The organism is Hydrogenophaga sp. A37, from assembly GCF_002001205.1.
GTDB lineage: Bacteria > Pseudomonadota > Gammaproteobacteria > Burkholderiales > Burkholderiaceae_C > Hydrogenophaga.
Map to the genome: position 1 here is coordinate 1 of NZ_MUNZ01000118.1, position 26873 is coordinate 26873.

Consider the following 26873-nt stretch of genomic DNA (forward strand, 5'->3'; position numbering starts at 1 on the left):
CCTGCGGGGGCCCTCACCCCAGCCCTCTCCCGCGAGCGGGAGAGGGGGCAAGACCGCTTCTCCGGCGAGTGGGGGCAAGACACGCGTGCCGGAGAAGCTGTCTCACTCCCTCTCCCGCGTGCGGGAGAGGGCAGGGGTGAGGGTGCCCCCGCTCCCGTATTCCCCGCCGCCGACCTGCTCGCCCTCATGCCCCCGCACCACCGCGAGCCGGTGGACATGCGCGAAGTCATGCTGCGCATCACCGACGGATCGGACCTCCTCGAATTCAAGCCCCTCTACGGCGCCGCCACGGTCTGCGCGCAGGCCCACATCGGCGGCCACGCGGTGGGCCTCATCAGCAACAACGGCCCCATCGACGTGGCCGGCGCCAACAAGGCCACGCACTTCATCCAGTGGATGTGCCAACTCGGTCACCCCATCATTTATTTGCAGAACACCACCGGCTACATGGTCGGCAAGGACAGCGAGCAGGCCGGCATGATCAAACACGGCAGCAAAATGATCCAGGCCGTGACCAACGCCACCGTGCCGCAGATCACCCTCCAGTGCGGGGCGTCGTTCGGCGCCGGCAACTATGGCATGTGCGGCAGGGGCTACGCGCCGCGTTTCCTCTTCACCTGGCCGAATGCGCGCACCGCCGTCATGGGCGGCGAGCAGGCTGCGAAGACCATGCAGATCGTGGCCGAGGCCGGCATGGCGCGCAAAGGCATCGCCACCGACACGCCCGAGGTGCAGGCGCAGATGAAGACGCAGTTCGACGCCATCGTGCAGAAGTTCGAATCGCAGGCCGACGCCTTCAGCACCAGCGGCCTGGTGCTCGACGACGGTGTGATTGACCCGCGCGACACGCGCGCGGTGTTGAGCTTCTGTCTCGACACCTGCGCCGAAGCCGCGGCGCGCGAGCCACGCCGCATGCAGTTTGGCGTCGCCCGCATGTAGACACACACGACCAGGAGACAAAGATGCAGTTCACGCACGAACACCGCGAGATTCAGAACACGCTCAAGCGCTTCATCGACGAGCAGATCAACCCCCACGTGGACGAGTGGGAAGCGGCTGAGATCTTCCCCGCGCACGAGGTCTTCAAGCAGATGGGCAACCTGGGCCTGCTGGGCTTGACCAAGCCCGAGGCGGACGGTGGCATGGGGCTGGACTACTCGTACAGCATGGCCATGGCCGAGACCCTGGGCCACATCCACTGCGGCGGCGTGCCCATGGCCATCGGTGTGCAGACCGACATGTGCACGCCCGCGCTTGCGCGCTTCGGCAGCGAGGAACTGCGCGCGCAGTTCCTCGCGCCCGCCATCGCGGGCGACGCGGTGGGCTGCATCGGCGTGAGCGAGCCGGGTGCGGGCAGCGACGTGTCGGCCATCAAGACCACCGCGCGCAAGGACGGCGACGACTACGTCATCAGCGGCCAGAAGATGTGGATCACCAGCAGCCTGCAGGCCGACTGGATGTGCATGCTGGTCAACACCAGCGACGGCCCGGCGCACAAAAACAAAAGCCTTGTGATGGTGCCGCTGCGCGAGAACGGCAAGCCGGTGAAGGGCTTCGAGGTCGGCCAGAAGATCAAGAAGATTGGCATGAACAGCAGCGACACGGGTCTGCTGTTTTTTGACGAGGTGCGCGTGCCGCAGCGCTACCGCATCGGTGCCGAGGGCGCGGGCTTCATCTACCAGATGCAGCAGTTCCAGGAAGAGCGCCTGTGGTGCGCCGCGAGCACGCTGCAGAGTCTCACCAACTGCATCCAGTGGACGGTGGAGTACGCGCAAGAGCGCCAGCTGTTCGGCTCCACGCTGGCCGACCAGCAGTGGGTGCAGTTCAAGCTGGCCGAGCTGAAAACCGAGGTCGAGAGCCTGCGCGCGCTCACCTACATGGCCTGCGAACATTACCTGGCCGGCGAAGACGTGACCGAGTGGGCGACCATGGCCAAGCTCAAAGCCGGGCGCCTGAACCGCACCGTGCCTGACACCTGCCTGCAGTTCTGGGGTGGCATGGGCTACACCTGGGAGAACAAGGTTTCTCGCATGTTCCGCGACGGACGGCTGGCGTCGATTGGTGGCGGGGCGGATGAGGTGATGCTGGGCATTCTTTCGAAGACCATGGGGATCGCGAAGAGGGCGGTGAAATGAGGCTGCTGCACGCCGGCCCTCACCCCAACCCTCTCCCGCACGCGGGAGAGGGAGCAAGACACGGTCTCCGGAGAGAGGGCATTCAACTCCCTCTCCCGCATGCGGGAGAGGGCCGGGGTGAGGGCAGCGCAGGAGACCAACCATGACCACTTTTCAGATCGTCCGAGACCACGACACCGAGCGCTGGACGCTCAATCACCCGGCCTCGCGCAACGCCTTGTCCGACACCATGGTGCTCGCGCTGTTCGAGGCCTGCCTGCGCGCGAAAGACGACAAGACCCTGCGCACGGTGGTGCTCACCGGCGCGGCGGGCGCCTTCTGCGCCGGCGGCAGCCTGGGCGCCTTCGCCAGTGCCATCGGTCAGCCGCTGCAGCCCGGAGAAGACGACCCGTTGATCGCCCTCAACCGGGGCTTTGGCGATGTGTTGCACGCGCTGACCGAGCTGCCGCAGTTGCTGATCGCCGCGGTCGACGGCCCTGCCATGGGCGGGGGCTTCGGCCTGGCCTGTTGCGCGGACGTGGTGCTCGCCACGCAGCGCTCGGTGTTCGCCACGCCCGAGGTCACGCTCGGCCTGCCGCCCGCACAGATCGCGCCCTTCGTCTGGATGCGCTTGGGAGAGCGGGCCGCGCGCGAATGCCTGCTCTCGGGGCGCCACTACCGGGCCGGTGAGGCGCGCGAACTCGGATTGGTGAACGAAGTGGCGGCCGACGGTGAGCTCGAAGATGCCTTGCACGACACGCTGCTCAAGTTCAGCCGAGCGGCCCCGGGCGCAACCGCCGCCACCAAGCGCCTGCTGCAGCGCCTGCGAGGCCCCGTGCCCGACCTGCGCGACGAGGCGGCCATCGCCTTCGTCAGCGCCCTGCGCGGCAGCGAAGCCGCGACCGGCCTGCAGGCCTTCGCACGTCAGCAGATCGCACCCTGGGTCAAAAAGAGCGCTGCGCCATGAAGAAGCTGCTCATTGCCAACCGGGGGGAGATCGCCCGGCGCATCGTCCGCACCGCCCACCGGATGGGCATCGCCACAGTGGCGGTGTATTCCGACGCCGACCGCGACGCCCTGCACGTGCGCGAGGCCACCACAGCGGTGGCGCTCGGTGGCACGGCCTCGGCCGACAGCTACCTGCGCGTGGACAAGCTGATCGCCGCCGCGCGCGCCACCGGTGCGGATGCTGTACACCCCGGCTACGGCTTCCTGAGCGAAAACGCGGACTTCGCCCAGGCCGTGATCGACGCGGGCCTGATCTGGGTCGGCCCGCCGCCCGCCGCGATCCACGCGCTCGGCAGCAAGTCCGCCGCCAAGGCGCTGGCGTTGCGACAGGGCGTGCCCTGTCTGCCCGGCTACTTCGGCAGCGACCAGCGCGATCAGACCTTCGTGGCAGAGGCGCAGCGCATCGGCTTTCCGCTCATGGTCAAGGCCGTGGCCGGCGGGGGCGGGCGCGGCATGCGGCAGGTCGCAAGCGCGGAGCAACTGCTGCCCGCGTTGCTGAGCGCGCGCTCGGAAGCGCTGTCCGGTTTCGGCAACGGCGACCTGTTGATCGAACGCGCACTGCTCGCCCCGCGCCATGTGGAGGTGCAGGTGTTCGCCGACGCGTTCGGCCACTGCATCCACCTCGGCGAGCGCGACTGCTCCGTGCAGCGCCGCCACCAGAAGATCATCGAAGAGTCACCCAGCCCGGCGGTGTCGCCCGAGCTGCGCGCCGAGCTGGGCCGCTGCGCCGTGGCGCTGGCGCAGGGCGCTGGCTATGTGGGGGCGGGCACGGTGGAGTTTCTGCTGGAGGGAGAGCAGGAGCGTTTCGCCGCCGGGCCGCCCCAAGGCGAAACAGCCCCCTTGGGGGGCAGCGACCCGCGCAGCGGCGGAGCGTGGGGGCGTTTTTTCTTGATGGAGATGAACACGCGCCTGCAGGTGGAACACCCTGTGACCGAAATGCTCACTGGCCTTGATCTGGTCGAGTGGCAGATCCGTGTGGCGCGTGGCGAAGCGCTGCCGCTCACGCAAGACCAGGTGCACCTCAACGGCCACGCCATCGAGGTGCGGCTCTGCGCGGAAGACGCGCACTTCCGCCCCCACACCGGCCGCGTGTCGCACTTCAGCGAGCCCGACATGCGCGGCCCCGGCCTGCGCTTCGACCATGCGCTGGAGGTCGGCACCGAGGTCAGCCCGCACTACGACGCCATGCTCGGCAAGCTGATCGCCCATGCGCCCACGCGCGCCGAGGCAATCGAAAAGCTGGCCCAAGCCTTGGACGCCACCGAGGTGCTGGGCCTGCCCACCAACCGCGCTTTTCTGGCGGCCTGCCTGCGCCACCCGGTGTTCCGCGCGGGCGAGGCCACGATTCCCTTTATCGCCGAGCATGGCGACACGCTGCGGGCCGGCCTGCAGGCCACGCCCGCGGCCGAATGCGTGGCCGCGCTCGCCATCGTGTTTGCCTCGCGCCTGCCCGCGATGGCCCTGCCGTCGCCGTTCGCGCGTGGCGTGTGCCTGGGTGATCCGCAGGCATCGACCCCGGCGCTCTGGGCCGCCAGCCTGCGCGAAACCGGCCAGGGCGCCGTGGCGCTGGAGGTGGATGGGCAGGCGCACCGCGCCAGCGTGTCCGCCGCTGCCGACGGACAACGCTGCATCACGCTCAACGGTCAACGCTGGCGCGCGCGCGCGCAGCGCCTGCCGGTCCCCGACCACTGGCAGGTCCAGCTCGACGGTCCTGAGGGCAGCTTTGAGTTGCAGCGCGAAGACCGCAGCTTCACCCCGCGCGAGCGCGTGGGTGGCGGTGCCGCTGCGCGTGAACTGCGTGCCCCGTTCAACGGCAAAGTGCTGACCGTGCACGCCGTGCCCGGTCAGGCGGTGCGGCGCGGCGATCCGCTGCTGGTGATCGAGTCCATGAAGCTGGAGCACACGCTCGCCGCGCCGCACGATGCGGTGATCGAGAGCGTGGGCCCCTCGGTGGGCCAGCAACTCGCACCCGGCCAGCTGTTGATGAGCTTCCTGGTCGAAGCCGGTGCCGCCGCATGAACGCGATGGCGCCCGACTTCACCGACGCTGACGTCGAGGCGCTGACCGACACCGTGCGGCGCTTCGCCAGCGAGCAAGTGCGCCCGCATGTGGACGCCTGGGACACCGCGTGCGAGTTCCCGCGCGCGCTCTACCGCCAGGCCGCCGAGTTGGGCCTGCTCGGCCTGGGCTACCCCGAACACCTGGGCGGCACGCCCGCACCCTGGCGCGCGCGCAACGCGCTCTCGCAGACGCTGGCGCGGCATGGTGGCAGCGGTGGCGTGATGGCCAGCCTGTTCTCGCACAACATCGGCCTGCCGCCGGTGCTGACCCACGGCTCGCCCGAGCTGCAGGCCGAAGTGATTCCCCCGGTGCTGCGCGGCGAGCAGATCGCGGCGCTGGCCATCACCGAGCCCGGCGGCGGCTCCGACGTGGCCAGCCTGCGCTGCACCGCGCGGCTAGACGGCAGCGACTACGTGATCGATGGCGAGAAGGTGTTCATCACCTCCGGCATGCGGGCCGACTGGATCACGCTAGCGGTCAGAACAGGTAACGAGCCCCCACACTTCGCCGCTGCGCGGGTCGTTGCCCCCCAAGGGGGCTCGGCCACCTTGGGGCGGCCCGGCGGTGACCGTTCTGCCAGCCAAGGCGCCAGCGGCATCTCCATGATCGTGGTGCCCGGCGACGCAGCAGGCCTCTCGCGCAGCCCGCTGCAGAAGATGGGCTGGCACTGTTCCGACACCGCGCAGCTGCGCTTCGAGGGCGTGCGCGTGCCGGCGCGCTACCTGCTGGGCGAGGAGGGCGCGGGCTTTCGCATCATCATGGGCAACTTCAATGGCGAGCGCCTCGCCATGTCGGCCATGGCGCTGGGGTTTGCGCAGGCCTGCTTCGACGAAGCGCTCGATTGGGCACGCCAACGCCAGACCTTCGGCGCCCCACTCATCGAGCGCCAGGTGATCCGCCACAAGCTCATGGACATGCAGATGCGCATCGGCTCCACGCAGGCCTGGGTGGACGCGCTCACCGCCCGGGTGGACGAGGGCGACCTGAGTCCGGACTGGGTGGCAAATGTGTGCTTGTTGAAAAACCATTCGACCCAGACCATGCAGTTCTGCGCCGACGCCGCCGTGCAGATCCTCGGTGGCATGGGCTACATGCGCGGCACCGTGAGCGAGCGGATTTACCGCGAGGTCAAGGTGATGATGATCGGCGGCGGTGCCGAGGAGATCATGAAAGAACTGGCCGCCCGGCAACTCAATCTGTGAACGTCAAAAAGCCCCACTAGCGAGCGGGGCTTTCGGCGCCAAGGGCGGGAGGCCCAGGGAAGAGATGCCGTTCAGCGGGCGGCCGTGAGCGCATCCACGGCGGCCTTCGCGGCGTAGCGGGCAGGGAACAGCTCGTTGAGTTTTTTGCCCGACTCGCCGTCGGCCACGATGTTGCCGGTGCGAACGGCTTCGTTCAGCTCGGCCTTCACCTCGGCGCGGGTCTTGCCGACCGAGCGCTCCTGGCTGGGGTAGAGGTCCGGGCGGACCTGGTTGAGCATCAGGCCGCTTTCGTTGTCGGCCGGCACATTGCCGGTGCGCACGGCTTCGGCCAGCTCGGCCTTCACTTGTTCGCGGGTCTTGGGGCCGTCGGCGGCGAACACCTGAGTGGCGGACAGAGCGATCAGGGCGGCGGCGATGGCGGTGATGTGCTTGCGGTTCATGATGAAACTCCTTGTGGGCGGTTGAACGGGGTGGGTCCGAAGCCGGGGGTCTGGCTTCGAGGGGAAAGCCGTCATGCCTTCCCTGGAGATGAATTCTCAAGACCCAAACTCACGTTTTCCGCACAGCCAGATTACAAATATGTCATCCTCCCGAGCGGCCCTGTGTGCGACCATCCTCACCTGATCGGTTCTTCCAACATGAGCTCTGCGATGCGTGTCCTTGTCGTCGAAGACGAACCCAAACTGTCCCAGTACCTGCACCAGGGCCTCAGTGAAAACGGCTATGTGGTGGACGTGGCGCACGACGGCATCGAAGGCAGGCGCCTGGCCACGGGCGGCCGCTACGACCTCATGCTGCTCGACGTGATGCTGCCCGGTGTTGACGGCTATGGCGTGTTGTCCAGCTTGCGCGCCGAAGGCAACAAGACGCCGGTGCTGATGCTGACCGCGCGGGACAAGATCGAAGACCGCGTCAAGGGCCTTGAAGGCGGCGCAGACGATTACCTCATCAAACCCTTTGCCTTCTCCGAGCTGCTCGCCCGCATGGGCGCGCTGCTGCGGCGTGGCCCCTTCGCCAGCCCCCAGTCGGCCACGGTGTTGCGCCTCGCCGACCTGGAGATCGACCTCGTGTCGCGCCGCTGCACCCGCGACCAGCAGCGCCTGGACCTGACCGCCAAGGAGTTCAACCTGTTGGCGCTGCTGACCCGTCGCCGTGGGCAGATACTGTCGCGCACCACGCTGGCCGAACAGGTCTGGGACATGCATTTCGACTCCGACACCAATGTGGTGGAGGTGGCGGTGCGCCGCCTGCGCGCCAAACTCGACGACCCGTTCCCCACCCGCCTGCTCCACACCGTGCGCGGCATGGGCTATGTGCTGGAAGAGCGCTCGGAATGAACCGCAGCACCTCGCTCCAACAGGTCGCCGCCGTGCCCGCCGGGCGGTGCCTGCCCCTGCCGTGCGGCCCATCGATCGCGCGGCGCCTCGCGCGTGCCATGGCCTTGTTCATGCTGGTGGGCCTGGGGGTGCTCAGCGTCGCGAAATACTCCGCCATTGCCATGCGCATGGACGTGGACCAGCAGACCACGCTGGAAGACAAGCGCCAGTACCTGTCGCATGCCATCGGGGTCGCCTGCGAAAACGGTGAGGCCGGTCTGCTTCAGCGCATGACCCTGTTTGACCCCGTGCGCTCGTCCACCCGCCTGAAGCTGTGGCGTGGCGACGGCTCCGTGCTCTTCAGCGACGACATGCCGCCGTTCGCCCACAGCCGTAACCTGGAGTTCGATGTACCGGCCCCGCAAATGACCGGCGGCAAGGTGCGCGTGGCGCTGGAGATGGACACCTCCCACGACCACAGGATCCAGCGCGAGGCGGCGATCACGCTGCTGGTCACCACCCTGTTCGGGGCCGTGGTCTCCGGGCTCGCGATCCAGTGGCTGGTGCGCCGCGAGCTGCGCCCGTTGCTCTCGCTGGCGCGGCAGATGAACGGCATCTCGCCGCAGCGGCTCGACCAGCGGCTGGTGGTCGAGCGCTCGTCCGAAGAGCTCGACCCCTGGGTGGCCCAGTTCAACGCGCTCATGGACCGGCTGCAGCGCGCCTACACGCAGCTCGAAGCCTTCAACGCCGACGTGGCCCACGAGCTGCGCACGCCGCTCACGGCCCTGATCGGTCAGACCGAGGTGGCGCTCTCTCGCGAGCGCAGCGCCGACACGCTGCGCGACACGCTGACCTCCAACCTGGAAGAAATGCAGCGCCTCTCGGCCATCGTCAACGACATGCTGTTCCTTTCACGCGCCGACCGCGGCGCCGTGGCGCGGCGCAGCGAACCCGTGAGCCTGGCCGAACTCGCCCACCAGGTGGCCGAGTTTCACGAAGGCGTGCTGGACGAAGCGGGCCTGCGGCTCTCGGTGGTGGGCGACGCCCACGTCGCGGTGGACGCTTCGCTCGTCAAGCGCGCCCTGTCCAACCTCATGGGCAACGCCTCCCGCTTTGCCGACCACGGCTCCACCGTGCAGGTGACGATCGAGCCCGGCACGGGCGCCGGTGGCGGCGTGCAGGTGGTGGTTGAAAACCAGGGGCCGGCCATCGAGCCCCAGCACCTGCCGCACCTGTTTGACCGCTTCTTCCGCGCCGACGCCTCGCGCTTCTGTGCCAGCGAAATCCACCACGGTCTCGGCCTGGCTATCGTGGCGGCCATCGCGCGCATGCACGCGGGCGACACCTTCGTGCGCTCGCAAAACCGCGTGACGCAGATCGGTTTCACCCTCGGGCCGCAGACCGCCTGAACGTCCGTGGGCTGAGCGCATCGACCACAATAGGCCGATGCGAACCACACCGCCTGCCCCCACCGGATTCGAGCCCGAGTTCATCGCCGGCCTCAAAGCCATCTTTGAAGAAAAAATCGCCTTCAACCAGGTGCTCGGCCTGAAGATCACCAGCCTGCTGCCCGAGCGCGTGATCGGGCGCATCGACATGAAGCACGAGCTGATCGGCCACTACAGCCACAACCGCATCCACGGCGGCGTCATCAGCGCCGGGCTCGACGCCATGGGCGGCCTCGCCTGCATGGCCGCCATCGGCGCACGCCACATGGATGAGTCGCCCGAGCAGCGCCTGCACCGCTTCGGCAAGCTCGGCACCATCGACCTGCGCATCGACTACCTGCGCCCCGGCATCGGCGAGTTCTTTGAACTGCGCGCCGAAGTCATGCGCCTGGGCTCGCGTGTCGCGTCCACGCGCATGGAGTTCCTGGGGTCAGACGGCAAGCTGTTGTCGTGCGGCTCGGGCGCTTATATCGTGTCGTGACAGCGCGCGCCATGCACCGCCGGTCGTCAACGCCGACACAGCGCCTGCTGCGCTGGGCGCGCGTGCTCTGGGCCTCGCCCAACTCGTTCATCGGCCTGGTGCTCGGGGTGTTGCTGCTCCCGGCGGGTGCGCGATTCCGGCGGGTGGACGGTGTGCTCGAAATCGCCGCCCTGCGCCGGCCATCCCGGCGCCACTGGCCCTTCGCCGCCATCACCTTCGGCCATGTGATCCTGGGCATCCACGCGCAGGAACTGGAGCGCCTGCGCGACCACGAGCGGGTGCATGTGCGGCAGTGCGAGCGCTGGGGGCCGCTGTTTCTGCCGGCGTATTTGTTGGCGGGGGCATGGCAGTGGGCGCGAGGCAGGCGGGCTTATTGGGACAACCCGTTTGAGGTGGAGGCACGGCGGATTGGGGGGTGTTGAGAGGCAGGTTGCGACCCCAAGCGGGTCCACGTGAGCGACTGCTTCGACGAAGGCCAGCCAACAAGTGCGGTTTCGCTTTAGTGGCCAGAGGACGTTGCGAAGCCGGACTGTCGCGGCCTTTATTCACAAATTTCGAAGCGCTTGAGAGTCTCTGCTGCTGCGACCAAGTCTTGAACCCCGATGCCGACGAACTTTGCCACTGTAATTTCTGCATCCGACGAGCGCCCGGCTCGTCGGCCCGCCAACACGTCACCGATTTCGCCGGCGACTTGTTCGAGCGCGTAGTTTCCGGCTTTCACGGCGCGGTGCACATCACCGTTGGCGGCCGTGGTCTCGAACTCGTCGACGAATACGCGCGCGCGTCGCAGCGCGGCGGCATCCAATTCGCACTTGGTGGGGTCGTCCGCGCCGACGGCGGTGATGTGCTGCCCTTCGTGCAACCATTCGCCGCGCACAAGCGGTTCCTTGGCAAGGGTCGCGGTGATCAGCACATCCGCCTCGCGTACGGTGCTCTCGAGGTCGGTTGAGACGCTGATCTGGACGGCTGGAAGCTTCTCCTTCAGCGCTGATTGGAGTTGACTGGATTTCTCGGGGTTGCGCGCCCAGATCAGCAACCGCTCGAAAGGACGCTCAAGGTACAAGGCTTGTGGTTGCCAGTACGCTTGCACTCCCGAGCCGATCACTGCGGCTGTCTTGACCTTGGTGGGGGCCAATGCGCGAGCGGCGAGCGCACCTGCGGCTGCCGTGCGAATGTCGGAGAGGTAGTGCTGCTCGTCGAGGATGGCGAGGGTGTGCCCGGTTTCGCTGTCGAACACACCGATGAAGCCACCTTGGGGTTGCCCGCGCTCGAGGTTGACCCTGAACCAAGGCGAGACCTTGACGATGTACACCGCGTGCCCGCGCAGGACGCCGGTTTTCACGTAGACATCGCCCGCTTCGCGCGATGCGGCGGGGAACATCACGATCAAGCCATTTTCGGACTGCCCAGCGCTGGACTCCTGAAAGGCTTTGGACACAGGTTCGATCAGGTCGGCGAATCCCACCCGCGCGCGGATCTCGTCGGCGCTCAGGATACGCACGCTCACGCGGTCCTCGCGATCATCTCGATCTCCACCAATGCACTCGGCGGCAGTTCCTTGACCTTCTCCGTGGTGCGGGCCGGATACCATGCGGTGAACTGTTCGGCGGCATTGCACGAGATTGGCCCTGAGACGTACGCACTGTGTCCCCCGGGTAGCCTCGAACGCCTGCGAGAACTGCGGCGAGCCCGGCGGGCTCGGTGGCTAGAGCTTGTGCTCCACGCCACACACTCTGTATCGCTGGGCTCCATGCTCAGAACCCGATAGTGCATGACCATTTTGTCCGGGACGAGACCAAAGGCGTCATCCTCTGGGTACAGCACCGCGACCTCCGGCGTGCTGCCGGCGTAGGCGCGGATCGCGTCAAGGTCGCGCCACACCGAGAGCAGCAAGAAGCTCGCCCACCGGTCTGCATCGCTCCGCCAAAGCCGAACCTCGAGGCATCCCGGCTGCTGTCGGTAGTCGCTCACGCCCGTCTTGAGCAGGTGGCGATGAAAGCAGCCAGCATGTTCTTGAGGCACCCTGCCGTTCCAGCTCCGGGCGATCATGGCAGTACCTCGAGCGTTCCGCGTCCGACAAAGGCGACATCGCCTCCGACTTTGACTGACTTTGGGGCTTCGCGGTTGCCCTCGGTCTGAATGCGCAGCTGGCTGGGGCGACCGTTGAAGCGGCCCTGGTGCAGCAGGAAGGTCTCCCCTGCACGCGCCAGTCCGTGCTTGAGTCGATACGCGCCAACCGATCCTGCCGCGCTGCCAGTCGCCACGTCCTCAATGATGCCGTCGTTGTTCCAGTGGCGAACCTCGAGCGCGGCCTCATCGAGCAGCACTGCGAACTGAGCACCGAAACCGCGCAACAGTTCGCTGATGTCGCTCGGGATGCCGGCACGTTCCAGTGCTCCGGGCCGCAACGGAACCACCAGGTAGCGCAAACCCGTGCTGACCACCTCAAGTGGCAAATCGTCGCGCAAGTCCCCAGGTTGAAGGTTGAAAGCCTTTGCGATGCTGGCGCGGTCTTGAACCGTACCCAGAAATTCGGGCGTTCCCTGGTCGAGCAGGCCGTAGTAGCCGCGCTCGGTGCGTTCCGTGACGATGGTTACGGTTTTGGCGCTGAGCATCACCCGCCGCACTTGCGCGTCGCTTCCTCGAGACTCCCGATGCAGCACGGCTGCCGCGCCAATGATCGGATGGCCCGCGAAAGGCAGTTCCTCGAACAGATCGAAGACCCGAGTGCGGACGCTCTGTCGGTCTGCTGTTGGCTCGAGAAAGATCGCCTCAAAGTGGCGCAATTCCTGGGTGATGCGCAACATTTGCGCGGCACTCAGACCTCGAGCATCCGGGAAGACCGCGAGGCTGTTGCCGCTGTACGGCTCGGGGCTGAACACGTCAACGTGAACGAATTCAATGGACATGGCGCTCCTCTAAAGCTCGTTGCTGATGGCACGGGCGAAATCTGCGATGGCGCTGTCATTGCGGCGGTAGAACGTCCAGCCCTTCTTTCGAGTGGCGACCAGCAACTCAGCTTCGGTAAGCAAGGTGAGGTGGCGCGATGCAGTGGCCGCTGCAATCCCGAGCTTTTCTCGGATGAAGTCGGCGCACACACCGTCGGACACCAAATCGCCGTCCACCTGCGGCGGGAAGTTCGCGATGGGGTCCTTGAGCCAATCAAGGATTTGGAGGCGGGGTGCGCTGGCGATTGCCTTGAGTCCGCTTAGGCGCCGTCTTTGGTCTATTTTTATATTTCGCATAAAAGCGAATTGTAGATGTTTTGACCTTTGGCGCAAGTACGTGGGGCTGGGCAGCTTTTGCCGCGTCGTGCGGCTCGGGCCTCGAGCGGTCTGCGAGCGGTCTGCTTTGCTCGCCAATGATGACTGCCCCGCTTCCGGAAGTGTCCGTTCGCCAGCCGCCCTGGGAATGACAGTTTCGGTACCGCTGCCGATTCAAATTCCCAGTTGACATCACCACCCATGAGCTGTGTCCGGGCGTTGAACCGCGAGTTGTTGTCTCATTGCGCCTGACTGGAGCCCAATCCGCCGGAACCGGCGATCGTCAGCTTCCTGGTGCGCCATTTGCGAACCTAGAGTTCCGCTCCTGGCCGGGACTGCCTGTTCGCGGTCAAGCCTGGCAGCGGTCCTTGGTCATGTACCGGATCGAAGGACCGCTGTCCACCTGCTGCAGCCGGACCAATCCGGCTGCCTGCGCTTGATCGAGCAGTTGGCGATGCCTGGATTGGGCCCTTGCGGTGCCTGTTTGGTTGATGGGATTCCAGAGGCCAGGTGACGCGTCCGAGCTGCCAGTCTGTCGCCACCGTTGCGGGCCATGACATCATCGATGCGCTATCTATCCACCAGGGGCTGCATCGATGTTGATCAACTGCGTCGTCTACGAAAACGGGGCCAAGCTGGCCGACATTCCGGTCGCTGACATCAGCGACTACATGACCCGCTCCGGCTGTTTCGTCTGGGTTGCATTGCTCGATGCAACGCCGGATGAACTGGACGAGATGAAGCACGAATTCGGCCTGCACGACCTGGCCGTCGAGGACGCGCGGCACGGCCACCAGCGCCCCAAGATCGAGGAATACGGCAACTCACTGTTTGTCGTCCTCCAGTTGCTGGAGGCTGCGGCCGACGCCCCGAACGGCCTGAATGTCGGCGAGGTCGATGTGTTCGTCGGCCCGAACTACGTGCTGTCCGTGCGCAACAAGAGCAAGCTGGGATTTCTCGGCGTTCGCGAGCGCTGTGAGCGCGAGCCCGAACTGTTGCGCATGGGCTCAGGCTTCGTGCTCTATGCCTTGATGGATGCGGTGGTTGATCGCTACTTTCCGATCATCGACGCGCTGGAGGCCGAACTGGAGACCATCGAGCACGAGATCTTCACCAAGGGCGCAGCAAAGAAGATCATCAAGCAACTGTTCGAACTCAAGCAGCGTGCTATGGTGCTGCGGCACGCGGTGGCGCCGCTGCTTGAAGCCGTGGGCAAGCTGCACGGTGGCCGCGTGCCGCAGGTCTGCGCCGGTTCACAGGACTACTTCCGTGACGTGGAAGACCACCTGACCCGGATCGAAACCACGATCGACTCCATGCGCGACACGATCGGCACGGCCATCCACGTCAACCTCGCGATGGTGACCATCGAGGAAGCGGAGGTGACCAAACGCCTGGCGGCGTGGGCTGCCATCTTCGCGGTGTGCACCGCCTTCGCCGGCATCTGGGGCATGAACTTCGAGCACATGCCCGAGCTGAAGTGGCAGTACGGCTATGCCGGGGCACTGACCCTCATCGTTTCGACCTGTTCCTATCTGTTCTACCGGTTCCGCAAGGCGCGCTGGTTGTAGGCGAAAGAAACGAGCAGGGTCCCGCGTCGGCGGCGGCTGCTCACGCAACTCTGTCGAACCACCACACCGACAATCCAGCGGCCACCAGCATGAACAGCCCGGCAAGGTCGGCGAACAGCGCCGTGACCTCGGTCTCGCGCTTTTCGAACACGAGCCGGCTCTTGAGTGCGTCGTAGACCCGTTTCAAGTCGGGTGAACTCCGGCGGGGCGGGCCTGGCCGCACCGCCCAAGGGTGTTGCGCGAGGCATGAGACGCTGGCCGTTGATGTTCGACAAGTCGATTCCCGCGTCCGGGAAGATCGTCGCCAGCGAGATCACGATGCCGCTGCCGATGGCGGTGCCCCGCTGCAACTGGAAACGATCGATCGCAGCGGTCACATCGTCTCGGCTCAGGGTGGGTGGCTGCACCAGCTGCGCCGTGCCGGCATAGGCCACCACGCCGATGCGCACATTGCGCGGCAACTCGGACACGAAGGCCTTGGCGCCGACCTGCGAGGCACTGATGCGGTCCGGCGCCACATCGGTGGCACGCATGCTGCCCGAGACGTCCATGGCCAGGATGATGGTCTGCTGCTGGGTCGGCAGCTGGATCACCGCCATTGGCCGCGCGGCCGACACCACCAGCGCCGCGAAACCAGCGAGCAGCAGGACGGGCGGGACATGCCTGCGCCAGCCGATGGACTTGCCGACCGCCTGCTTGACCAGCGCCAGGCTCGCGAAGCGCAAAGTGACCTTCTTGCGCCGCCGCAGCAGCCAGGCGTACAGGATGACCAGGTTCTGGGTGAAGACCGGCTCGGTCGAAGCGCTCCTGGCCGATCTTCGGGCGACGTTCTCCGCTCGAATATCGGCATCCGTTGTCCGGCGCGCCGACCCCTGCAACTATGCCCGCGGCAGCGTCACCGACAGCAGCTGCGCCGGCACCCCTCGGTCATCGCCGTCGGTCACCAGCAGCAATTCAAAGCCTTTGCCATCATCCGCTACGGCAATCCCTTCGGCCTTGCAGGCCTGATCGATCGGCTCCAGCAGGACCAGTTCGCCCTCGGCGCTGACGATGCCGACGGCCGAGCCCGCACAGCGCCCGTCGGCGTAGCTGTCGGAGGTGTCTTCGGCGGCAGCGCAGAACACCCAGTTGCCGGTCGTCAGGCCGGCAGCGTCGGTGAAGCTCAACGGGACCCCCTCAACTTCGCCCAGCTCGAAAACGCTGACGGACCGAGATGACGGCGTTGGGCCGATGCCTCGAATCCATTGCTCGATATCGGGCCAAGCGAACCGGACGCAGGCATTGACTCTTGACGCTCGGTTGCCGCGTTGCAGCAGGCACAGTTCGCCACCGGCGACGAACAGTCCTTCGATGTTGAGGTCAGGGAACCGATTCCGGAGCGGGTCGTAGAGGGGGGCAAGGTCGACGTGCCTGGCGGAACCGTCGATGGCACCGTGTCCATCCAGCCGCAACAACGCGGCGCGCTGCCGGTTCGGCTTCGAACCCGACCCAACGGCGAGCAAGGCACCGAAGGGATGGCTCTCGAACGCGGGCAGCACCGTCATCGCCTCCAGATCGGGCTTCCCCGCCTTGCGATCTTTGTGACGCTGGGGCAGTTCGCCTGCGAAGAGCCGGAACAAGCGGCCCGGACCGCTGTCGCCGAGGTCGAAGACGCCAAGGCTGTGTTCGTCGTCGGCAATGACATAGAGACGCCGTCCGATCAGCGCCAGGCCGCTGGCCGCGCTCAGGTACTCAATCGCGTCCTCACCGGGCGGTGCCGACACGTCGAGCGTGCGAAGGATTCGAGCGTTAACCACACCGGTTCCCTTTAAGACTTTGGACCTTCGATTGTCGATCCGCTCTGGATTACGCCGTTTCTGAAGCGATGACTACGCTATCTTGTCGGATCGAGCGAACCCTCACCGACATGCGACAAACAGCAATTCTTCGACTGGGCCCTGAAGCGGGGCCAACAAGCTGCCGTCAACCTCGACTATGTGCCGTTGCCGGATTCGGCCGTCGAGCTGCTTGGGTAGAGCTGGGCGGAGCAAGTTCGATCGCCTGTAAGTGGTGCAGTCTGGCCCGACGCCCCAACCTACGGCACTGATCCTCCATCCGCGCAAGCCAAGACATCCACGCCAAGCGAACTCCTGCGGCACACGTAAAGAGATCCATGCTTGCGGGTTCAGGCGCGTGCCGCGAGGTTGGCGCGCGCTTGGCCGCGCAGGTGGGTTATCGCACAGACTTTCGGCGCAGCGTGGACGACAGTCCATCAGTGGCTCAGTCTGGCACTCTGCGACGCCTGAGGCACTGCCGCACCCGGTACGTACCGGCCCGCCCATTCGAGACCGAAAGCCCGTGATGAAACAAGAAGTCCACACTACCACCGGGCCGCAGACGCCGCCCGCTCCCCAGGGCCCGCCACAAGGCCCGACGCATGGGCAGACAGATGCCACTGCCAATCGAGAACAGGTGCGTGAATCGATTGCGCGGGTGCCTGCTCCTCGCGAGTCCAAACGGCCGGCCGAGCGCAGCGACAAGGGCCACAAGGGCAACTGACGGCGCCCCGACGACCCCAGGCGACTGCCAACCTGCACCGACGCCTCGGCTACATGCGCGATGATCGATCGGCTTGATAGATCGCTCGATACCGGTCGCTCGTGACTTTCAGGTGATGGCCGCGAACTGCCATCCGGATCGGGTGCCGATCAAACTGTTTGGTGTTCGGCTGGCCGAATCCAGCACCCAGCTCCAGCCGTGCAGGCGCCGACGCACTTGCAGGCGATTCCTGCTCGTGAACGGGACGATCCACCAAACAGGGGCATTCCCTCACATCGGCATCACCGGGCGATCTTGCGTTCGATCTCGGCGACGCGGCCCGAGTGGAACCGGAGGATTGTGAGCGTCTGAGGGTCCCGGGCGTGGGGGAAGTAGGTCCAGCTCTTCTCTTCGGGGTGACCCCTGACGGCACGGTGGAAGGCTTCGTGGTCGGGCTTGCCGATCTTCAGCACCACCTCCCCTTCGCCCATGCCTTTGCGGATGAACTTGCGCTCCCCGGCGTCTGGCTCTGTGGACAGGGCGGATGCGCTGGCCAGCGAGAGCAGGGCCAGTGCGGTGAATCTTTTGAGGTCCATCGGTCGCTCCTTCGTCAGCTTCAGCAACGCCCGGCCGTGCGCAACAAGGCGTTGCACGCTGCGCCGGGGTCCTTCGCCGCAGGGGCTGGCAGGCTTCCCTTGCCTGATTCCCCCGCCATGGCGGTGCAGATGGCGTCGGAATGCGGTGTCTGCCCGAAGCTCATGGCCTTCTGGAAACCTGTGGCCCCGTACAGGTAGCAGCGATAGGCCTTACCGTCGCGGGTGGTGGCGGTGTAGTTGATGCGACCGCCGGTTTCCTCGCTGCGGTCGGTGATGGTGAACTGGCCGGCGGGTCGCCCGATGGCCTGAGCGGTGCGCTGCTCCAGGCCATCCTGGTCTATGGTGGCGGCGCACCCGGACAGAAGTGCCAGGGCCGCGGCCAGGGGTGCACCGCGTGTGACGAAGGAACGAAGGTGCAAGAAAAGTTCCGTGGTGTGCATGGGGTTCATCGGCCGAAGCAGTTGTCCGCGGGCACGGTGGCCAGGCTGGCGGACACCGCTGACAGCGAGGGCTGGATGCTGGGAATTTCATCGCCCAGCAAGCACAGGCTGTCGCCGGTGCGCAGGGTCCAGATGGCGCCGAAGCGTGTGCCGGTCACGGTCAGGAAGGTGCCCCAGTGCGCGGCCAGGCCCTGGTTGGCCTCGGAGCGCGCGAAGGTCACGGTGCCCAGCTTGGAGGGGCCGGCCAGCACCGATGCACCTTCGCACCCGTTGCCGCCGAAGCTCAACACACCCTCGAAATAGTCCAGGGTGGTGGGGCCGGTGATGCGTGCCCGGAGGAATTTTTTGAACGATTGCGCACCGGTCTTCACGCAGCCTTTCTGCACCCAGTCGCCCTTCAGCGCCTCGATGGACGCCGAAGGGCCGGTGCCTCCCGAGCCGTCATCCGGGGGCGCATCGCTGCCGCCACCGCAGGCGCTCAGGCCCAGTGCCGTCGCGGTGATCAAGGCCAGGGTAGAGCGGCGCGCGGGGCCTTGCAAGCTTGAGAAAACCGGCATGGAAAACTCCTGTGTCAATGTGGAAGCGAGAGCAACGGGCGAGCGACAGCGGCCCGACGGGTGCTGGCCCGGGCGATGAAAACAGGGCCGCGGTCGCGGCGGGGACGTTCAGGCCGGCTTGCGGGCCACGATGAAGACCCGGATGTCTTTGCCCCGGGTGCCGTGCCGCTCGACCGAGACGATCTCCAGCCCCTGCTGCTCCATGGCCGAGACCAGCGCATCCCCGTTGAAGCACAGCACGTGGGGCGCCTTGCCGATGGCGCGCATCAGGGGCAGCGCGAGGTAGGGAATCAGCGGGTTCATCTCGCTGATGCACGCCGTCTTTGAAATCAGCAGGCCGCCCGGCCGCAGGGTCTGCACCGCGAGCGCCAGGGCCTGATCGAGATCGCTCACGAGGTGCAGCAGGTTGAAGGCCAGCACCCGGTGAAACTTGGCCTGGCCGAACACCGGCGCATCGGCGTCGGCCACCGCGAAGCTCAGCTGCGGCACCGGCTGGGCCGCCAGCTTCTCGATGGCGATGTCGATCATGCTGGCCGAGACGTCGGTTGTCAGCAGGCGCCGGGTGTGCGGCGCCAGCCGCAGCGCGGTGGTGCCGGTGCCGCAGCCGATCTCCAGCACGTCCTGATCGGTCGACAGCAGGCCCTTCACGCGCCGCAGCGTCGCCTCGTAACCCGCCATGTCGGCGATCGGGTCGGCGGCGTACTTGCGGGCGATGCGGTCCCAGAAGCGGGCCTTGCGGGCGGCCGAGGCACCCGCCTCGGTCAAGGGCGCAGCGTCGGTGCTTCGGGAGATGGTGGAGAGCGGCATGGGGTGTGTGGAAGGTGGATCGGGGCCCCTCAATGGGCGACACCTGGATGCTATCCATGCACATTGCCGCAGGGAATTGCGCTAAATTGCAGTGAACATATACATAAACGCATGAATCAACTCGACTGGAACCAGCTCAAGGCGTTTCTGGAGACCGCTGAAACCGGCTCGCTCTCGGCGGCCGCGCGCAAGCTGGGCCTGACCCAGCCCACGCTGAGCCGCCAGGTGGCCGCCATCGAGCGGCAGATGGGCGTGACCCTGTTCGAGCGCGTGGGCAAGGCGATGGCGCTCACCCCCACCGGGCTGGACCTGCTGGAACACGCGCGCGCCATGGGCGCGGCCGCCGAGGCCCTTGGGCTGGCCGCCACCGGCCGCTCGACGGCCGTGGGCGGCGTGGTCTCGGTTTCGGCCACCGATGCGGTCGCTGCCTTCCTGCTGCCCCCGCTGGTGCAGCGGCTGCGCGAGCAGGAGCCGGGCATCACCATCGAGGTGATCCCGTCCAACGCGCTGAGCGACCTGCTGCGGCGCGAGGCCGACATCGCGATCCGCCACGTCAAGCCCGAACAGCCGGACCTGATCGCCCGGTTCATCCGCGAGGCCACGGCCTACTTTTACGCGTCAGAGGACTGGGTGAAGACCCACGGCCACCCGCGCAACAGCGAAGACGCCGCCCACCTGCCCTTCGTCGGCTCCGACCGCACGGGCCAGTACCTGGGCTACCTGCGGGCGCACGGCCTGCCCCTGAGCGAAGCGAACTTCAGCTGCTATTGCGACCACACCGTGGCGCACTGGGCGCTGGTGCGCCAGGGCATGGGCATCGGCGCCATGATGGAAGAGATCGCCCTCGACACGCCGGGCATCGTGCGGGTGCTCGACGAAGTACCGGCGGTGCGCTTCCCGATCTGGCTGGTCACCCACCGCGAACTGCGCACCTCGCGACCGATGCGGGTGGTGTTCGAGGCGCTGGCGCAGGGTTTGACGGAAGGCCACTGAGCCCGGGCCTTCGAGTGTTACCACCAGCGAGGCACGTCCCTGCAATACTCTGCGTATTCGTTCCCAAACTTCAATGTCATGGCCCGTTCCTCAATGGGGATGTAGAAGCGCTCCGCAAGGATGAAGAACCCGAGGGGCCCTGCGAACGCTGACAACGATCCCAGCACGCAGGCGGCACCGATCAGGACAAAGACCATGCCGAGGTACATCGGATTTCTGGTGCGACGGAACAAGCCCTCCGTCGTCAGCGTCCCTGGCTCGCCAAAGGTATTGATGTTGGTGCCGATGCGGCGAAACAGCCGCGCATGCCAGTTGGCGACGCCAAGCCCGAAAATGACCAGCAGAATCCCGCCCCAGTTCACGGGCTGCGGCAGCAACAGCAAGACAGGAACCTCCGCGTCGAGCAGAAACATCGAACCGACAAGCAGGAGCACAACGATGGGTGGAAGCAGCAGTAGACGCACGGCAGTGACCTCTGTGTGGAACGGTCATTGCAGTTTGCCCACCCGCGCTCAGAACGCCGATAACCTGGGTTAACGGCATGTGCGTCCCCCATGTACCCACCCTTGAGGTCTTCAGGCGCCTGGCGGGTGGCGATTTGCCCGCTTCAGACGAGCTGACGAGCGCCTCGTGCCCACGCCAACTCGGTCCTGGCGAACCCTTGTTTCAAGCAGGTGAAAGAACGCCCTTTGCCTTCGTGGTCAACCAGGGGGTGATCAAGTTGGTGTACGAAACCTCAGAGGGCGATGCCTGGATCAAGGGTTTTGTGAAGGCCGGTGTGTGCTTCGCCAGTCTGACATCGCTGATGACGGGCGGAGTGGCCAGCTTCTCTGCTTATGCGGTGGTGGACACCCACGTTGACCAGATCGCATTCGGCACGCTGGAGCGACTGGCCGACCGGCACCTAGGTTGGCAGAGGGCGCTCAGCAACGCCTACAAACTCTATGGCCAACGAAAAGAACAGCGTGAGATGGAGCTTCTGACATGCTCCCCCGAAGAAAGGTACCTCAGCTTTCTGTGTGAGCATCCCGAACTCGTTTCCTGCCTCCGCCAAAGAGACATCGCGAGCTACATCCGGGTGACGCCGGTGGCGCTCAGCCGAATCAGATCCCGACTGAAAGCCCAGAGACGGCTGGCGTGAGACCCACGGCACGTCGAAACGCGCGGTTCAACAGGGGCGGGCGATGGCCCGTCGTCAGCGGGCTTTGCCCACTTCGGCCTTGGCTCAGCGCCGGGGCCGCACCCACCACCAGGCCCCCGCCACCAGCGCTGCAAATGCGGTGTACGCCGCCACGAACGCCCACCAGGGCAGGTCCCAGTACAGCAGGCGCGAGAGCCAATGTTCGATGAAACTTTCGCGGTAGGCGGCTTGCCCGGCCAGTTGACGCAGGTCCTGCTCCCACACCGTCAGCGGGCAGAGCTGGCCCAGCCAGGCCTGGGCGGCGATGAACAGCATCAGCCCCAGGTGGGTGAGCCGAAGGCCGCGGTGGCGCACCCAGCGCCAGCCGCGCGCGCCGCCGACGATGACCAGGGGCAGCAGCGCCACGACGAACAGCACGATGCCCACGTGCAGTGCGAGCAGTGCATCGGCGAGCAAGGCGGCGACGATGGGGTTCATTGCGCTCCAGTGTGCCTGTGTTGGCCCCATAAAAAAGCCGCCGGAGCACCAGGCACGGCGGCTTTCACGCATGGCCTGACAACGCAGGCGGCGCGGAACGGGTTCAGTTCGTCGGGTACTCGGAAATCACCTTCCACTTGCCGTCGGTGATCTGCGACATGCGCGAGGCGTTGCTGCCCAGGCGCTTGTTGGGGCCGAAGCTGGCCGGGGCGCTGCCGAAGATGTCGGGCGGAATGGTCATGCTGTCCATCACCTTCACGAAGCTGTCGGTGGTCAGGTTGCCGCCCGCCTTGCCGGCGGCCTTGGTGAAGGTGTCGATGATGTTGTAGCCGTAGACCGAGAACACCGTCGGGTCTTCGTTGAACTTGGTCTTGTACTTGTTGGCCCAGAAGCGCACCGGTTGCGAGGCGTCGTCGGTGTAGGGGTTTTGCACCGTCATCGTGGCGTAGAGGCCGTTCATGGCCGGGCCGCCGAGCTTGTGGATCAGGTCGGTGTAGAGCGCGCTGCTGCCCATGAAAGTGGGGTTGAAGCCGAGCTTGCGCGCGGTGGCGATGCCGCCAATCGTCTCGCGGATGATGGTGCCGAGCACGACGAAGTCGCACTGCGACGAAGCGAGCTTTTGCATCTGCGAGGCGAAGTCGGTGGCGCCGCGCTTGAAGCTGGTTTCTTCGGCCATTTCCATGCCGATGGTCTTCAGGCCTTCCTTGGCGCCGCGCACCACCTCCAGGCCGAACTCGTCGTCCTGGTACATGGTGCAGACCTTCTTGGCGCCTTTTTCTTTCACCAGCTTGGGCAGGGCCATGCGCATCTGGTCAAAGTAGGTGGCGGCGAAGCTGTACTTGAGCTTGTGGAAGGGCTCGTACATTTCGCGCGCGGCCGTCACCGGGAAGAAGTTGACCACGTTCTTCTGGAACTGCACGGGCATGGCGGCCATGTTCTGCGCCGTGCCGAGGTGGCCGACCATGGCAAAAATCTTGTCTTGATTCACCAGCTTCTGCGCGGCGAGCACGGCGCGTTTGGGGTCGTAGCCCGAGTCTTCGACCAGCAGCTTGAGCTTGCGACCGTTGATGCCGCCTTGCTCGTTGACCTCGTCCACGCGCAGGTTCATGCCCAGGCGGATCTGCTTGCCGAAGCCGGCCAGCGGGCCCGACAAATCCTGGATGGAGCCGAGCACGATCTCGTCTTTGCTCACACCTTGTGACTGCGCCCACACGCCGCTGGTGGCCAGCAGCAGGGCGGCACCGATCAGGGGGAATTTTTTGTTCATATGGCTGGTCTCCTTGGGTTGAAACGGGTCGGTAAAGGGGTGGATGTTCAGCGGTACATCGCGTCGATCTGGGCCGCGTATTTCTGCTGCACCAGCTTGCGCTTGAGCTTCATCGTGGGCGTGAGTTCTTCGTCTTCGGCGCTGAGCTGGGTGTCGAGCAGGAAGAATTTTTTGATCTGTTCCACGCGGGCAAACTTCTTGTTCACGCGGTCGATCTCGGTCTGGATCAACGCCTGCACCTCGGGCGCGCGGGTCAGGCTGGCGTAGTTCGAGAACGGCACGTCGGCGTCCTGCGCAAACTTCTCCACGTTGTCCTGGTCGATCATGATGATCACGGTGAGGTAGGGCTTCTTGTCGCCGATCACCACGGCGTCGGTCACGTAGGGCGAGAACTTCAGTTCGTTCTCCAGTTCGCTGGGCGTGATGTTCTTGCCCCCTGCGGTGATGATGATGTCTTTCATGCGGTCGGTGATGCGGAAAAACCCTTCCTCATCCACCACGCCCACGTCGCCCGTGTGCAGCCAGCCGTCGGCGTCAATCGTCTCGGCGGTTTTCTCGGGCTGGTTCAGGTAGCCCATGAACACGTTGGTGCCACGCACCAGGATTTCGCTGGTTGCTGGGTCGAGCCGCACTTCGTTGAAGCTGGCCGCCGGGCCGATGCTGCCGGGCTTCATGCGGTTCGCTGGCACGCCGGTGGCCGCGCCGCAGGTCTCTGTCATGCCCCACACCTCCAGCATGGGCACGCCCAGCGCGAGGTACCAGCGCACCAGCTCGGGCGAGATCGGCGCTGCACCGGTGACGAGAAAGCGCGCGCGGTGGATGCCGATGAGCTTGCGCACGTTGTCCAGCACCAGCAGGCGCGCGGCGCGGAACTGCAGCTTCAGGCCACCGGGCACCGGCTCGCCCTTGAGCACGTGCTCGGCCACGCGCTGGCCCACGCCAATGGCCCAGGCGTAGGCGGCCTGTTGAAGTTGGCTGGCCTCCTTCAAGGTGATCATCACGCCCGAATAAAACTTCTCCCACACGCGGGGCACGGCGGTGAACACGGTGGGCGCGATCTCGCGCACGTTCTCGGGCACGGTCTCGGGGTTCTCGACGAAGTTGAGCTTGCCGCCGGTGTAGAGCGAGAAGTACTCGCCGCCCAGGCGCTCTGCGATGTGGCACAGCGGCAGAAAACACATGCACTCGTCGCTTTCGTGGCGCGCGATCAGGGTGTTGTAGCCCCGCACGGCATGGACCAGGCCACGGTGGCTGTGCATGGCGCCCTTGGGCCGGCCGGTGGTGCCTGAGGTGTAGACGAGGATGGCCAGGTCGTCGGGCTGGTTGGCGGCGATGCGCTGGTTCAGTGCCTCGGGGTGCAGGCGCAGGTGCTCGCGGCCGAGCTCGCGCAGGGCGGCCAGGCTGATCACCTGCGGGTCGTTCAGGTCGCGCAGACCGTCCATGTCGTCGACGATGATTTTCTTCAGCTTCGGCAGCTTGTCGCGCACCTCCAGCGCCTTGTCGAGCTGCTCGTCGTCTTCCACGAAGAGCATGGTGGTGCCCGAGTCCAGGCACAGGTACTCCACCTGCTCGGCCGCGTCGGTCGGGTAGATGCCGTTGGACACGCCGTTGGCGCTGAGCACCGCCAGATCACACAGCACCCACTCCACCGTGGTGTTGGAGAGGATGGACGCGGTCTCGCGTTCGCCGAAGCCCAGCGCGATCAGGCCGTGGCCGATCTCGCTCACCGCCTCTGCCGTCTGGTTCCATGTCCAGCTGCGCCAGATGCCGAAGTCCTTCTGCCGCATCCAGATGTTGGGGCCGCGCTGTTTGGCCGCGTTCCAGAAGATCGCGGTCATGGTGTCGCCGGGGACGACGATCTTGTTTTCGGGCTGGATGGCGGACAGATCCCAGAGGTATGTCATAGGGCCCCCACGCTCGCCACTGCGTGGGCATCGCTGCCCCCCAAGGGGGCGCGAACTTGCTTGAGGCGGCTCTGCGCTGCGTTCATCTGTTCATCTCCAATTTTTCTTCTTCTTCCAGCGCCGGTCTGCCCGCACGCCTTCTGCCTTCATGCCGAGGTAGAACTCCTTGATGTCGTCCTTCTCGCGCAGGCGGGCGCAGGTGTCTTCCATCACGATGCGGCCGTTCTCCAGCACGTAGCCGTAGTCCGACGCGTTGAGCGCCATGTTGGCGTTCTGCTCGACGAGCAGGATGGTGGTGCCGCGCTCGCGGTTGATGCGCACCACGATCTCGAAAATCTCTTTGGTCAGCTTCGGCGAGAGGCCCAGGCTGGGTTCGTCGAGCAGGATCAGGTCGGGGTTGGCCATCAGCGCGCGGCTGATCGCGAGCATCTGCTGCTGGCCTCCCGAGAGCAGGCCGGCGTCTTGTGCGGCGCGCTCGCGCAGGATGGGGAAGTAGTTGAAGACCACCTCCATGTCGCGCGCCACGCCATCGCGGTCCTTGCGGGTGTAGGCGCCCATGAGCAGGTTGTCGCGCACCGAGAGCAGCGGGAACACCTCGCGCCCTTCGGGCACGTGCATCAGGCCCTGCTGCACGATGTGCGCCGGGTCTTGCGCGGTGATGTTGCTGCCCTTGAACTCGATGCTGCCTTTGCGCGGGTCGATGATGCCGCTGATGGTCTTGAGGATGGTCGTCTTGCCCGCGCCGTTGCTGCCCAGCACGGTGGCGATCTCGCCGCGCCGCACCTGCAGGCTCACGCCACGGATGGCTTTGATGGGGCCGTAGGCGCTCTCGACGTTGAGCAGCTTGAGCACCGCGTTGTCGGTGACCGGCGCCGTCATGTGGACGCTCCCACATGGTTCTCGCGACGCAAGCTGGACACGTCGTCCACCGAGCCGAGGTAGGCCTCGATCACGCCCGGGTCGCGCTGCACCTCGGCCGGTGTGCCGGTGGCCAGCTCGGCGCCCATGCTCATGGCGAGCACGCGGTCGGACACCTTGGACACGAGCGTCATGTCGTGCTCGACCATCAGCACCGTGATGCCAAGTTCGTTCTTGATGTCGGCGATCCAGAACGCCATGTCTTCGGTTTCTTCCACGTTCAGACCCGAAGACGGTTCGTCGAGCAGCAGCAGCTTGGGCTCGGTGCACAGCGCGCGCGCCAGTTCCACCACCTTGCGCACGCCGTAGGGCAGGCCGGCGATCATGGATTCGCGGTGGTGCTGCAGGTTCAGAAAGTCGATCACCTGCTCCACCTTTTCACGCGCCTCAACCTCGGCGGCGCGGGTCTTGCCGCTGAAGAAGATCTCGCTCCACAAGCCGGTGCGGCGGTGCGTGTGGCGGCCGATGAGCAGGTTCTGCAGAACCGTTGCATGCTCGAACAGCTCAATGTTCTGAAAGGTGCGCGCGATGCCCAGGCCCGCGATCTTGTGTGGCGGCTGCTCGGTGAGCCGCAGCGTGCCGCTCGGCCCCGCGTAATCGATCTGGCCGGAGGTCGGCGTGTAGATGCGGCTGATGAGGTTGAACACGGTCGTCTTGCCCGCGCCGTTGGGGCCGATCAGCGTGAACACCTCGCCCTTCTTCACGTCGAAGCTCACGTTGTTGACCGCGAGCACGCCGCCGAAGCGCACGCTGAGGTTCTGGGCAGAAAGGAGGATGTCGTCGTTCATGGCA

Annotated in this window: 28 protein-coding genes and 2 pseudogenes; 13 read left to right on the forward strand and 17 right to left on the reverse strand. The window is 65.9% G+C overall.

Going from position 1 to position 26873, the window contains the following annotated elements; genetic code table 11:
• Window positions 1-153: 153 nt before the first annotated feature.
• The 5 genes and pseudogenes from B0E41_RS15210 to B0E41_RS15230 all read left to right on the forward strand — a co-directional run.
• Window positions 154-939: pseudogene (locus tag B0E41_RS15210) on the forward strand (carboxyl transferase domain-containing protein); the annotation flags it as partial.
• A gap of 23 nt (window positions 940-962) precedes the next feature.
• Complete coding sequence (locus B0E41_RS15215; RefSeq protein ID WP_077332008.1) at window positions 963-2135, forward strand: acyl-CoA dehydrogenase family protein; 1173 nt, start codon at window positions 963-965, stop codon at window positions 2133-2135.
• 142 nt (window positions 2136-2277) lie between these two features.
• The gene (locus tag B0E41_RS15220) at window positions 2278-3081 is read left to right on the forward strand and encodes an enoyl-CoA hydratase-related protein (protein ID WP_077332009.1); all 804 of its coding nucleotides are present in this window, start codon (window positions 2278-2280) and stop codon (window positions 3079-3081) included.
• Window positions 3078-5141: a biotin carboxylase N-terminal domain-containing protein gene (locus B0E41_RS15225; RefSeq protein WP_077332010.1), complete on the forward strand. Its 2064-nt coding sequence runs from the start codon at window positions 3078-3080 to the stop codon at window positions 5139-5141. Before B0E41_RS15220 ends, B0E41_RS15225 begins: the two co-directional genes overlap by 4 nt.
• A complete protein-coding gene (locus B0E41_RS15230; RefSeq protein WP_077332011.1) occupies window positions 5138-6385 on the forward strand; it encodes an acyl-CoA dehydrogenase family protein in 1248 nt (415 codons plus the stop codon). The genes B0E41_RS15225 and B0E41_RS15230 overlap by 4 nt, the downstream gene beginning before the upstream one ends.
• A gap of 71 nt (window positions 6386-6456) precedes the next feature.
• Here B0E41_RS15230 and B0E41_RS15235 read toward each other — a convergent pair whose 3' ends face one another.
• Entirely contained in the window at window positions 6457-6825 is a 369-nt protein-coding gene (locus B0E41_RS15235) for a DUF4148 domain-containing protein (protein ID WP_171984777.1), read from the reverse strand.
• A 210-nt stretch (window positions 6826-7035) separates the two neighbouring features.
• On the opposite strand from B0E41_RS15235, the gene B0E41_RS15240 reads away from it, so the two are divergent.
• Genes B0E41_RS15240 through B0E41_RS15255 form a run of 4 tightly spaced genes read left to right on the forward strand, consistent with a single transcriptional unit; the run spans window position 7036 to window position 10052 of the window.
• Window positions 7036-7722: a heavy metal response regulator transcription factor gene (locus tag B0E41_RS15240; protein WP_077332013.1), complete on the forward strand. Its 687-nt coding sequence runs from the start codon at window positions 7036-7038 to the stop codon at window positions 7720-7722.
• Window positions 7719-9110, forward strand: a complete 1392-nt coding sequence (locus tag B0E41_RS15245) for a heavy metal sensor histidine kinase (RefSeq protein WP_077332014.1) — start codon at window positions 7719-7721, stop codon at window positions 9108-9110. Before B0E41_RS15240 ends, B0E41_RS15245 begins: the two co-directional genes overlap by 4 nt.
• A gap of 37 nt (window positions 9111-9147) precedes the next feature.
• Window positions 9148-9630 (forward strand): thioesterase family protein, encoded by a 483-nt coding sequence (locus B0E41_RS15250; protein ID WP_077332015.1) that lies wholly within the window; start codon window positions 9148-9150, stop codon window positions 9628-9630.
• Window positions 9631-9641: 11 nt separating this feature from the next.
• Complete coding sequence (locus B0E41_RS15255; RefSeq protein WP_216350767.1) at window positions 9642-10052, forward strand: signal peptide prediction; 411 nt, start codon at window positions 9642-9644, stop codon at window positions 10050-10052.
• A gap of 119 nt (window positions 10053-10171) precedes the next feature.
• Here B0E41_RS15255 and B0E41_RS15260 read toward each other — a convergent pair whose 3' ends face one another.
• The 4 genes from B0E41_RS15260 to B0E41_RS15275 are packed head-to-tail and all read right to left on the reverse strand — an operon-like array spanning window position 10172 to window position 12875.
• Window positions 10172-11137: an ornithine cyclodeaminase family protein gene (locus B0E41_RS15260; RefSeq protein ID WP_171984778.1), complete on the reverse strand. Its 966-nt coding sequence runs from the start codon at window positions 11135-11137 to the stop codon at window positions 10172-10174.
• On the reverse strand, window positions 11134-11679 hold the full coding sequence (locus tag B0E41_RS15265) for an antibiotic biosynthesis monooxygenase (protein ID WP_077332017.1): 546 nt from the start codon (window positions 11677-11679) through the stop codon (window positions 11134-11136). The genes B0E41_RS15260 and B0E41_RS15265 overlap by 4 nt, the downstream gene beginning before the upstream one ends.
• Window positions 11676-12539, reverse strand: coding sequence for a PhzF family phenazine biosynthesis protein (locus tag B0E41_RS15270; protein ID WP_077332018.1), 864 nt, complete (start codon window positions 12537-12539; stop codon window positions 11676-11678). The genes B0E41_RS15265 and B0E41_RS15270 overlap by 4 nt, the downstream gene beginning before the upstream one ends.
• Before the next feature lie 9 nt (window positions 12540-12548).
• Window positions 12549-12875 carry a helix-turn-helix transcriptional regulator gene (locus tag B0E41_RS15275; protein WP_077332019.1) on the reverse strand — a complete coding sequence of 109 codons (327 nt, stop codon included), beginning with the start codon at window positions 12873-12875 and terminating at the stop codon, window positions 12549-12551.
• Between the two features lie 614 nt (window positions 12876-13489).
• On the opposite strand from B0E41_RS15275, the gene B0E41_RS15280 reads away from it, so the two are divergent.
• The gene (locus tag B0E41_RS15280; protein WP_077332020.1) at window positions 13490-14464 is read left to right on the forward strand and encodes a magnesium and cobalt transport protein CorA; all 975 of its coding nucleotides are present in this window, start codon (window positions 13490-13492) and stop codon (window positions 14462-14464) included.
• A gap of 40 nt (window positions 14465-14504) precedes the next feature.
• On the opposite strand, the pseudogene B0E41_RS15285 reads toward B0E41_RS15280, so the two are convergent.
• Window positions 14505-15237: pseudogene (locus B0E41_RS15285) on the reverse strand (VWA domain-containing protein).
• 105 nt (window positions 15238-15342) lie between these two features.
• Window positions 15343-16260 (reverse strand): hypothetical protein, encoded by a 918-nt coding sequence (locus B0E41_RS15290; protein ID WP_216350768.1) that lies wholly within the window; start codon window positions 16258-16260, stop codon window positions 15343-15345.
• 544 nt (window positions 16261-16804) lie between these two features.
• Here B0E41_RS15290 and B0E41_RS26650 point away from each other — a divergent pair.
• Complete coding sequence (locus tag B0E41_RS26650) at window positions 16805-17002, forward strand: hypothetical protein (protein ID WP_143433854.1); 198 nt, start codon at window positions 16805-16807, stop codon at window positions 17000-17002.
• A 281-nt stretch (window positions 17003-17283) separates the two neighbouring features.
• Here the strand turns inward: B0E41_RS26650 and B0E41_RS15295 are convergent, their stop codons facing one another.
• The 4 genes from B0E41_RS15295 to B0E41_RS15310 form a co-directional block, all read right to left on the reverse strand.
• Window positions 17284-17577, reverse strand: a complete 294-nt coding sequence (locus tag B0E41_RS15295; protein WP_077332021.1) for a hypothetical protein — start codon at window positions 17575-17577, stop codon at window positions 17284-17286.
• Window positions 17578-17597: 20 nt separating this feature from the next.
• Window positions 17598-17996, reverse strand: coding sequence for a hypothetical protein (locus tag B0E41_RS15300; RefSeq protein WP_077332076.1), 399 nt, complete (start codon window positions 17994-17996; stop codon window positions 17598-17600).
• A gap of 26 nt (window positions 17997-18022) precedes the next feature.
• On the reverse strand, window positions 18023-18574 hold the full coding sequence (locus B0E41_RS15305; RefSeq protein ID WP_077332022.1) for a hypothetical protein: 552 nt from the start codon (window positions 18572-18574) through the stop codon (window positions 18023-18025).
• Window positions 18575-18682: 108 nt separating this feature from the next.
• Window positions 18683-19381 carry a class I SAM-dependent methyltransferase gene (locus tag B0E41_RS15310; RefSeq protein WP_077332023.1) on the reverse strand — a complete coding sequence of 233 codons (699 nt, stop codon included), beginning with the start codon at window positions 19379-19381 and terminating at the stop codon, window positions 18683-18685.
• 111 nt (window positions 19382-19492) lie between these two features.
• On the opposite strand from B0E41_RS15310, the gene B0E41_RS15315 reads away from it, so the two are divergent.
• A complete protein-coding gene (locus B0E41_RS15315; RefSeq protein WP_077332024.1) occupies window positions 19493-20374 on the forward strand; it encodes a LysR family transcriptional regulator in 882 nt (293 codons plus the stop codon).
• Between the two features lie 17 nt (window positions 20375-20391).
• Here B0E41_RS15315 and B0E41_RS15320 read toward each other — a convergent pair whose 3' ends face one another.
• Window positions 20392-20838: an isoprenylcysteine carboxylmethyltransferase family protein gene (locus B0E41_RS15320; RefSeq protein ID WP_077332025.1), complete on the reverse strand. Its 447-nt coding sequence runs from the start codon at window positions 20836-20838 to the stop codon at window positions 20392-20394.
• Window positions 20839-20915: 77 nt separating this feature from the next.
• Here B0E41_RS15320 and B0E41_RS15325 point away from each other — a divergent pair, with 77 nt between their 5' ends.
• Window positions 20916-21515 (forward strand): Crp/Fnr family transcriptional regulator, encoded by a 600-nt coding sequence (locus tag B0E41_RS15325; protein ID WP_077332026.1) that lies wholly within the window; start codon window positions 20916-20918, stop codon window positions 21513-21515.
• Between the two features lie 84 nt (window positions 21516-21599).
• Here B0E41_RS15325 and B0E41_RS15330 read toward each other — a convergent pair whose 3' ends face one another.
• The 5 genes from B0E41_RS15330 to B0E41_RS15350 form a co-directional block, all read right to left on the reverse strand.
• Window positions 21600-21992 carry a DUF2784 domain-containing protein gene (locus B0E41_RS15330; RefSeq protein ID WP_077332027.1) on the reverse strand — a complete coding sequence of 131 codons (393 nt, stop codon included), beginning with the start codon at window positions 21990-21992 and terminating at the stop codon, window positions 21600-21602.
• A 103-nt stretch (window positions 21993-22095) separates the two neighbouring features.
• Complete coding sequence (locus B0E41_RS15335) at window positions 22096-23259, reverse strand: ABC transporter substrate-binding protein (RefSeq protein WP_077332028.1); 1164 nt, start codon at window positions 23257-23259, stop codon at window positions 22096-22098.
• A 47-nt stretch (window positions 23260-23306) separates the two neighbouring features.
• Window positions 23307-25163: a long-chain fatty acid--CoA ligase gene (locus B0E41_RS15340; protein WP_077332029.1), complete on the reverse strand. Its 1857-nt coding sequence runs from the start codon at window positions 25161-25163 to the stop codon at window positions 23307-23309.
• A gap of 90 nt (window positions 25164-25253) precedes the next feature.
• On the reverse strand, window positions 25254-26042 hold the full coding sequence (locus B0E41_RS15345) for an ABC transporter ATP-binding protein (RefSeq protein ID WP_077332030.1): 789 nt from the start codon (window positions 26040-26042) through the stop codon (window positions 25254-25256).
• Window positions 26039-26869 (reverse strand): ABC transporter ATP-binding protein, encoded by an 831-nt coding sequence (locus tag B0E41_RS15350; protein ID WP_077332031.1) that lies wholly within the window; start codon window positions 26867-26869, stop codon window positions 26039-26041. Before B0E41_RS15350 ends, B0E41_RS15345 begins: the two co-directional genes overlap by 4 nt.
• Between the last annotated feature and the right edge of the window lie 4 nt (window positions 26870-26873).

Excerpts from the sequence above, each read along its gene's own strand:
- B0E41_RS15215 (WP_077332008.1), top strand. The coding sequence starts at position 963 with ATGCAGTTCACGCACGAACACCGCGAGATTCAGAACACGCTCAAGCGC.
- B0E41_RS15220 (WP_077332009.1), top strand. The coding sequence starts at position 2,278 with ATGACCACTTTTCAGATCGTCCGAGACCACGACACCGAGCGCTGGACG.
- B0E41_RS15225 (WP_077332010.1), top strand. The coding sequence starts at position 3,078 with ATGAAGAAGCTGCTCATTGCCAACCGGGGGGAGATCGCCCGGCGCATC.
- B0E41_RS15230 (WP_077332011.1), top strand. The coding sequence starts at position 5,138 with ATGAACGCGATGGCGCCCGACTTCACCGACGCTGACGTCGAGGCGCTG.
- B0E41_RS15235 (WP_171984777.1), bottom strand. The coding sequence starts at position 6,825 with ATGAACCGCAAGCACATCACCGCCATCGCCGCCGCCCTGATCGCTCTG.
- B0E41_RS15240 (WP_077332013.1), top strand. The coding sequence starts at position 7,036 with ATGCGTGTCCTTGTCGTCGAAGACGAACCCAAACTGTCCCAGTACCTG.
- B0E41_RS15245 (WP_077332014.1), top strand. The coding sequence starts at position 7,719 with ATGAACCGCAGCACCTCGCTCCAACAGGTCGCCGCCGTGCCCGCCGGG.
- B0E41_RS15250 (WP_077332015.1), top strand. The coding sequence starts at position 9,148 with ATGCGAACCACACCGCCTGCCCCCACCGGATTCGAGCCCGAGTTCATC.
- B0E41_RS15255 (WP_216350767.1), top strand. The coding sequence starts at position 9,642 with ATGCACCGCCGGTCGTCAACGCCGACACAGCGCCTGCTGCGCTGGGCG.
- B0E41_RS15265 (WP_077332017.1), bottom strand. The coding sequence starts at position 11,679 with ATGATCGCCCGGAGCTGGAACGGCAGGGTGCCTCAAGAACATGCTGGC.
- B0E41_RS15270 (WP_077332018.1), bottom strand. The coding sequence starts at position 12,539 with ATGTCCATTGAATTCGTTCACGTTGACGTGTTCAGCCCCGAGCCGTAC.
- B0E41_RS15275 (WP_077332019.1), bottom strand. The coding sequence starts at position 12,875 with ATGCGAAATATAAAAATAGACCAAAGACGGCGCCTAAGCGGACTCAAG.
- B0E41_RS15280 (WP_077332020.1), top strand. The coding sequence starts at position 13,490 with ATGTTGATCAACTGCGTCGTCTACGAAAACGGGGCCAAGCTGGCCGAC.
- B0E41_RS26650 (WP_143433854.1), top strand. The coding sequence starts at position 16,805 with ATGAAACAAGAAGTCCACACTACCACCGGGCCGCAGACGCCGCCCGCT.
- B0E41_RS15295 (WP_077332021.1), bottom strand. The coding sequence starts at position 17,577 with ATGGACCTCAAAAGATTCACCGCACTGGCCCTGCTCTCGCTGGCCAGC.
- B0E41_RS15305 (WP_077332022.1), bottom strand. The coding sequence starts at position 18,574 with ATGCCGGTTTTCTCAAGCTTGCAAGGCCCCGCGCGCCGCTCTACCCTG.
- B0E41_RS15310 (WP_077332023.1), bottom strand. The coding sequence starts at position 19,381 with ATGCCGCTCTCCACCATCTCCCGAAGCACCGACGCTGCGCCCTTGACC.
- B0E41_RS15315 (WP_077332024.1), top strand. The coding sequence starts at position 19,493 with ATGAATCAACTCGACTGGAACCAGCTCAAGGCGTTTCTGGAGACCGCT.
- B0E41_RS15325 (WP_077332026.1), top strand. The coding sequence starts at position 20,916 with ATGTGCGTCCCCCATGTACCCACCCTTGAGGTCTTCAGGCGCCTGGCG.
- B0E41_RS15330 (WP_077332027.1), bottom strand. The coding sequence starts at position 21,992 with ATGAACCCCATCGTCGCCGCCTTGCTCGCCGATGCACTGCTCGCACTG.
- B0E41_RS15335 (WP_077332028.1), bottom strand. The coding sequence starts at position 23,259 with ATGAACAAAAAATTCCCCCTGATCGGTGCCGCCCTGCTGCTGGCCACC.
- B0E41_RS15340 (WP_077332029.1), bottom strand. The coding sequence starts at position 25,163 with ATGACATACCTCTGGGATCTGTCCGCCATCCAGCCCGAAAACAAGATC.
- B0E41_RS15345 (WP_077332030.1), bottom strand. The coding sequence starts at position 26,042 with ATGACGGCGCCGGTCACCGACAACGCGGTGCTCAAGCTGCTCAACGTC.
- B0E41_RS15350 (WP_077332031.1), bottom strand. The coding sequence starts at position 26,869 with ATGAACGACGACATCCTCCTTTCTGCCCAGAACCTCAGCGTGCGCTTC.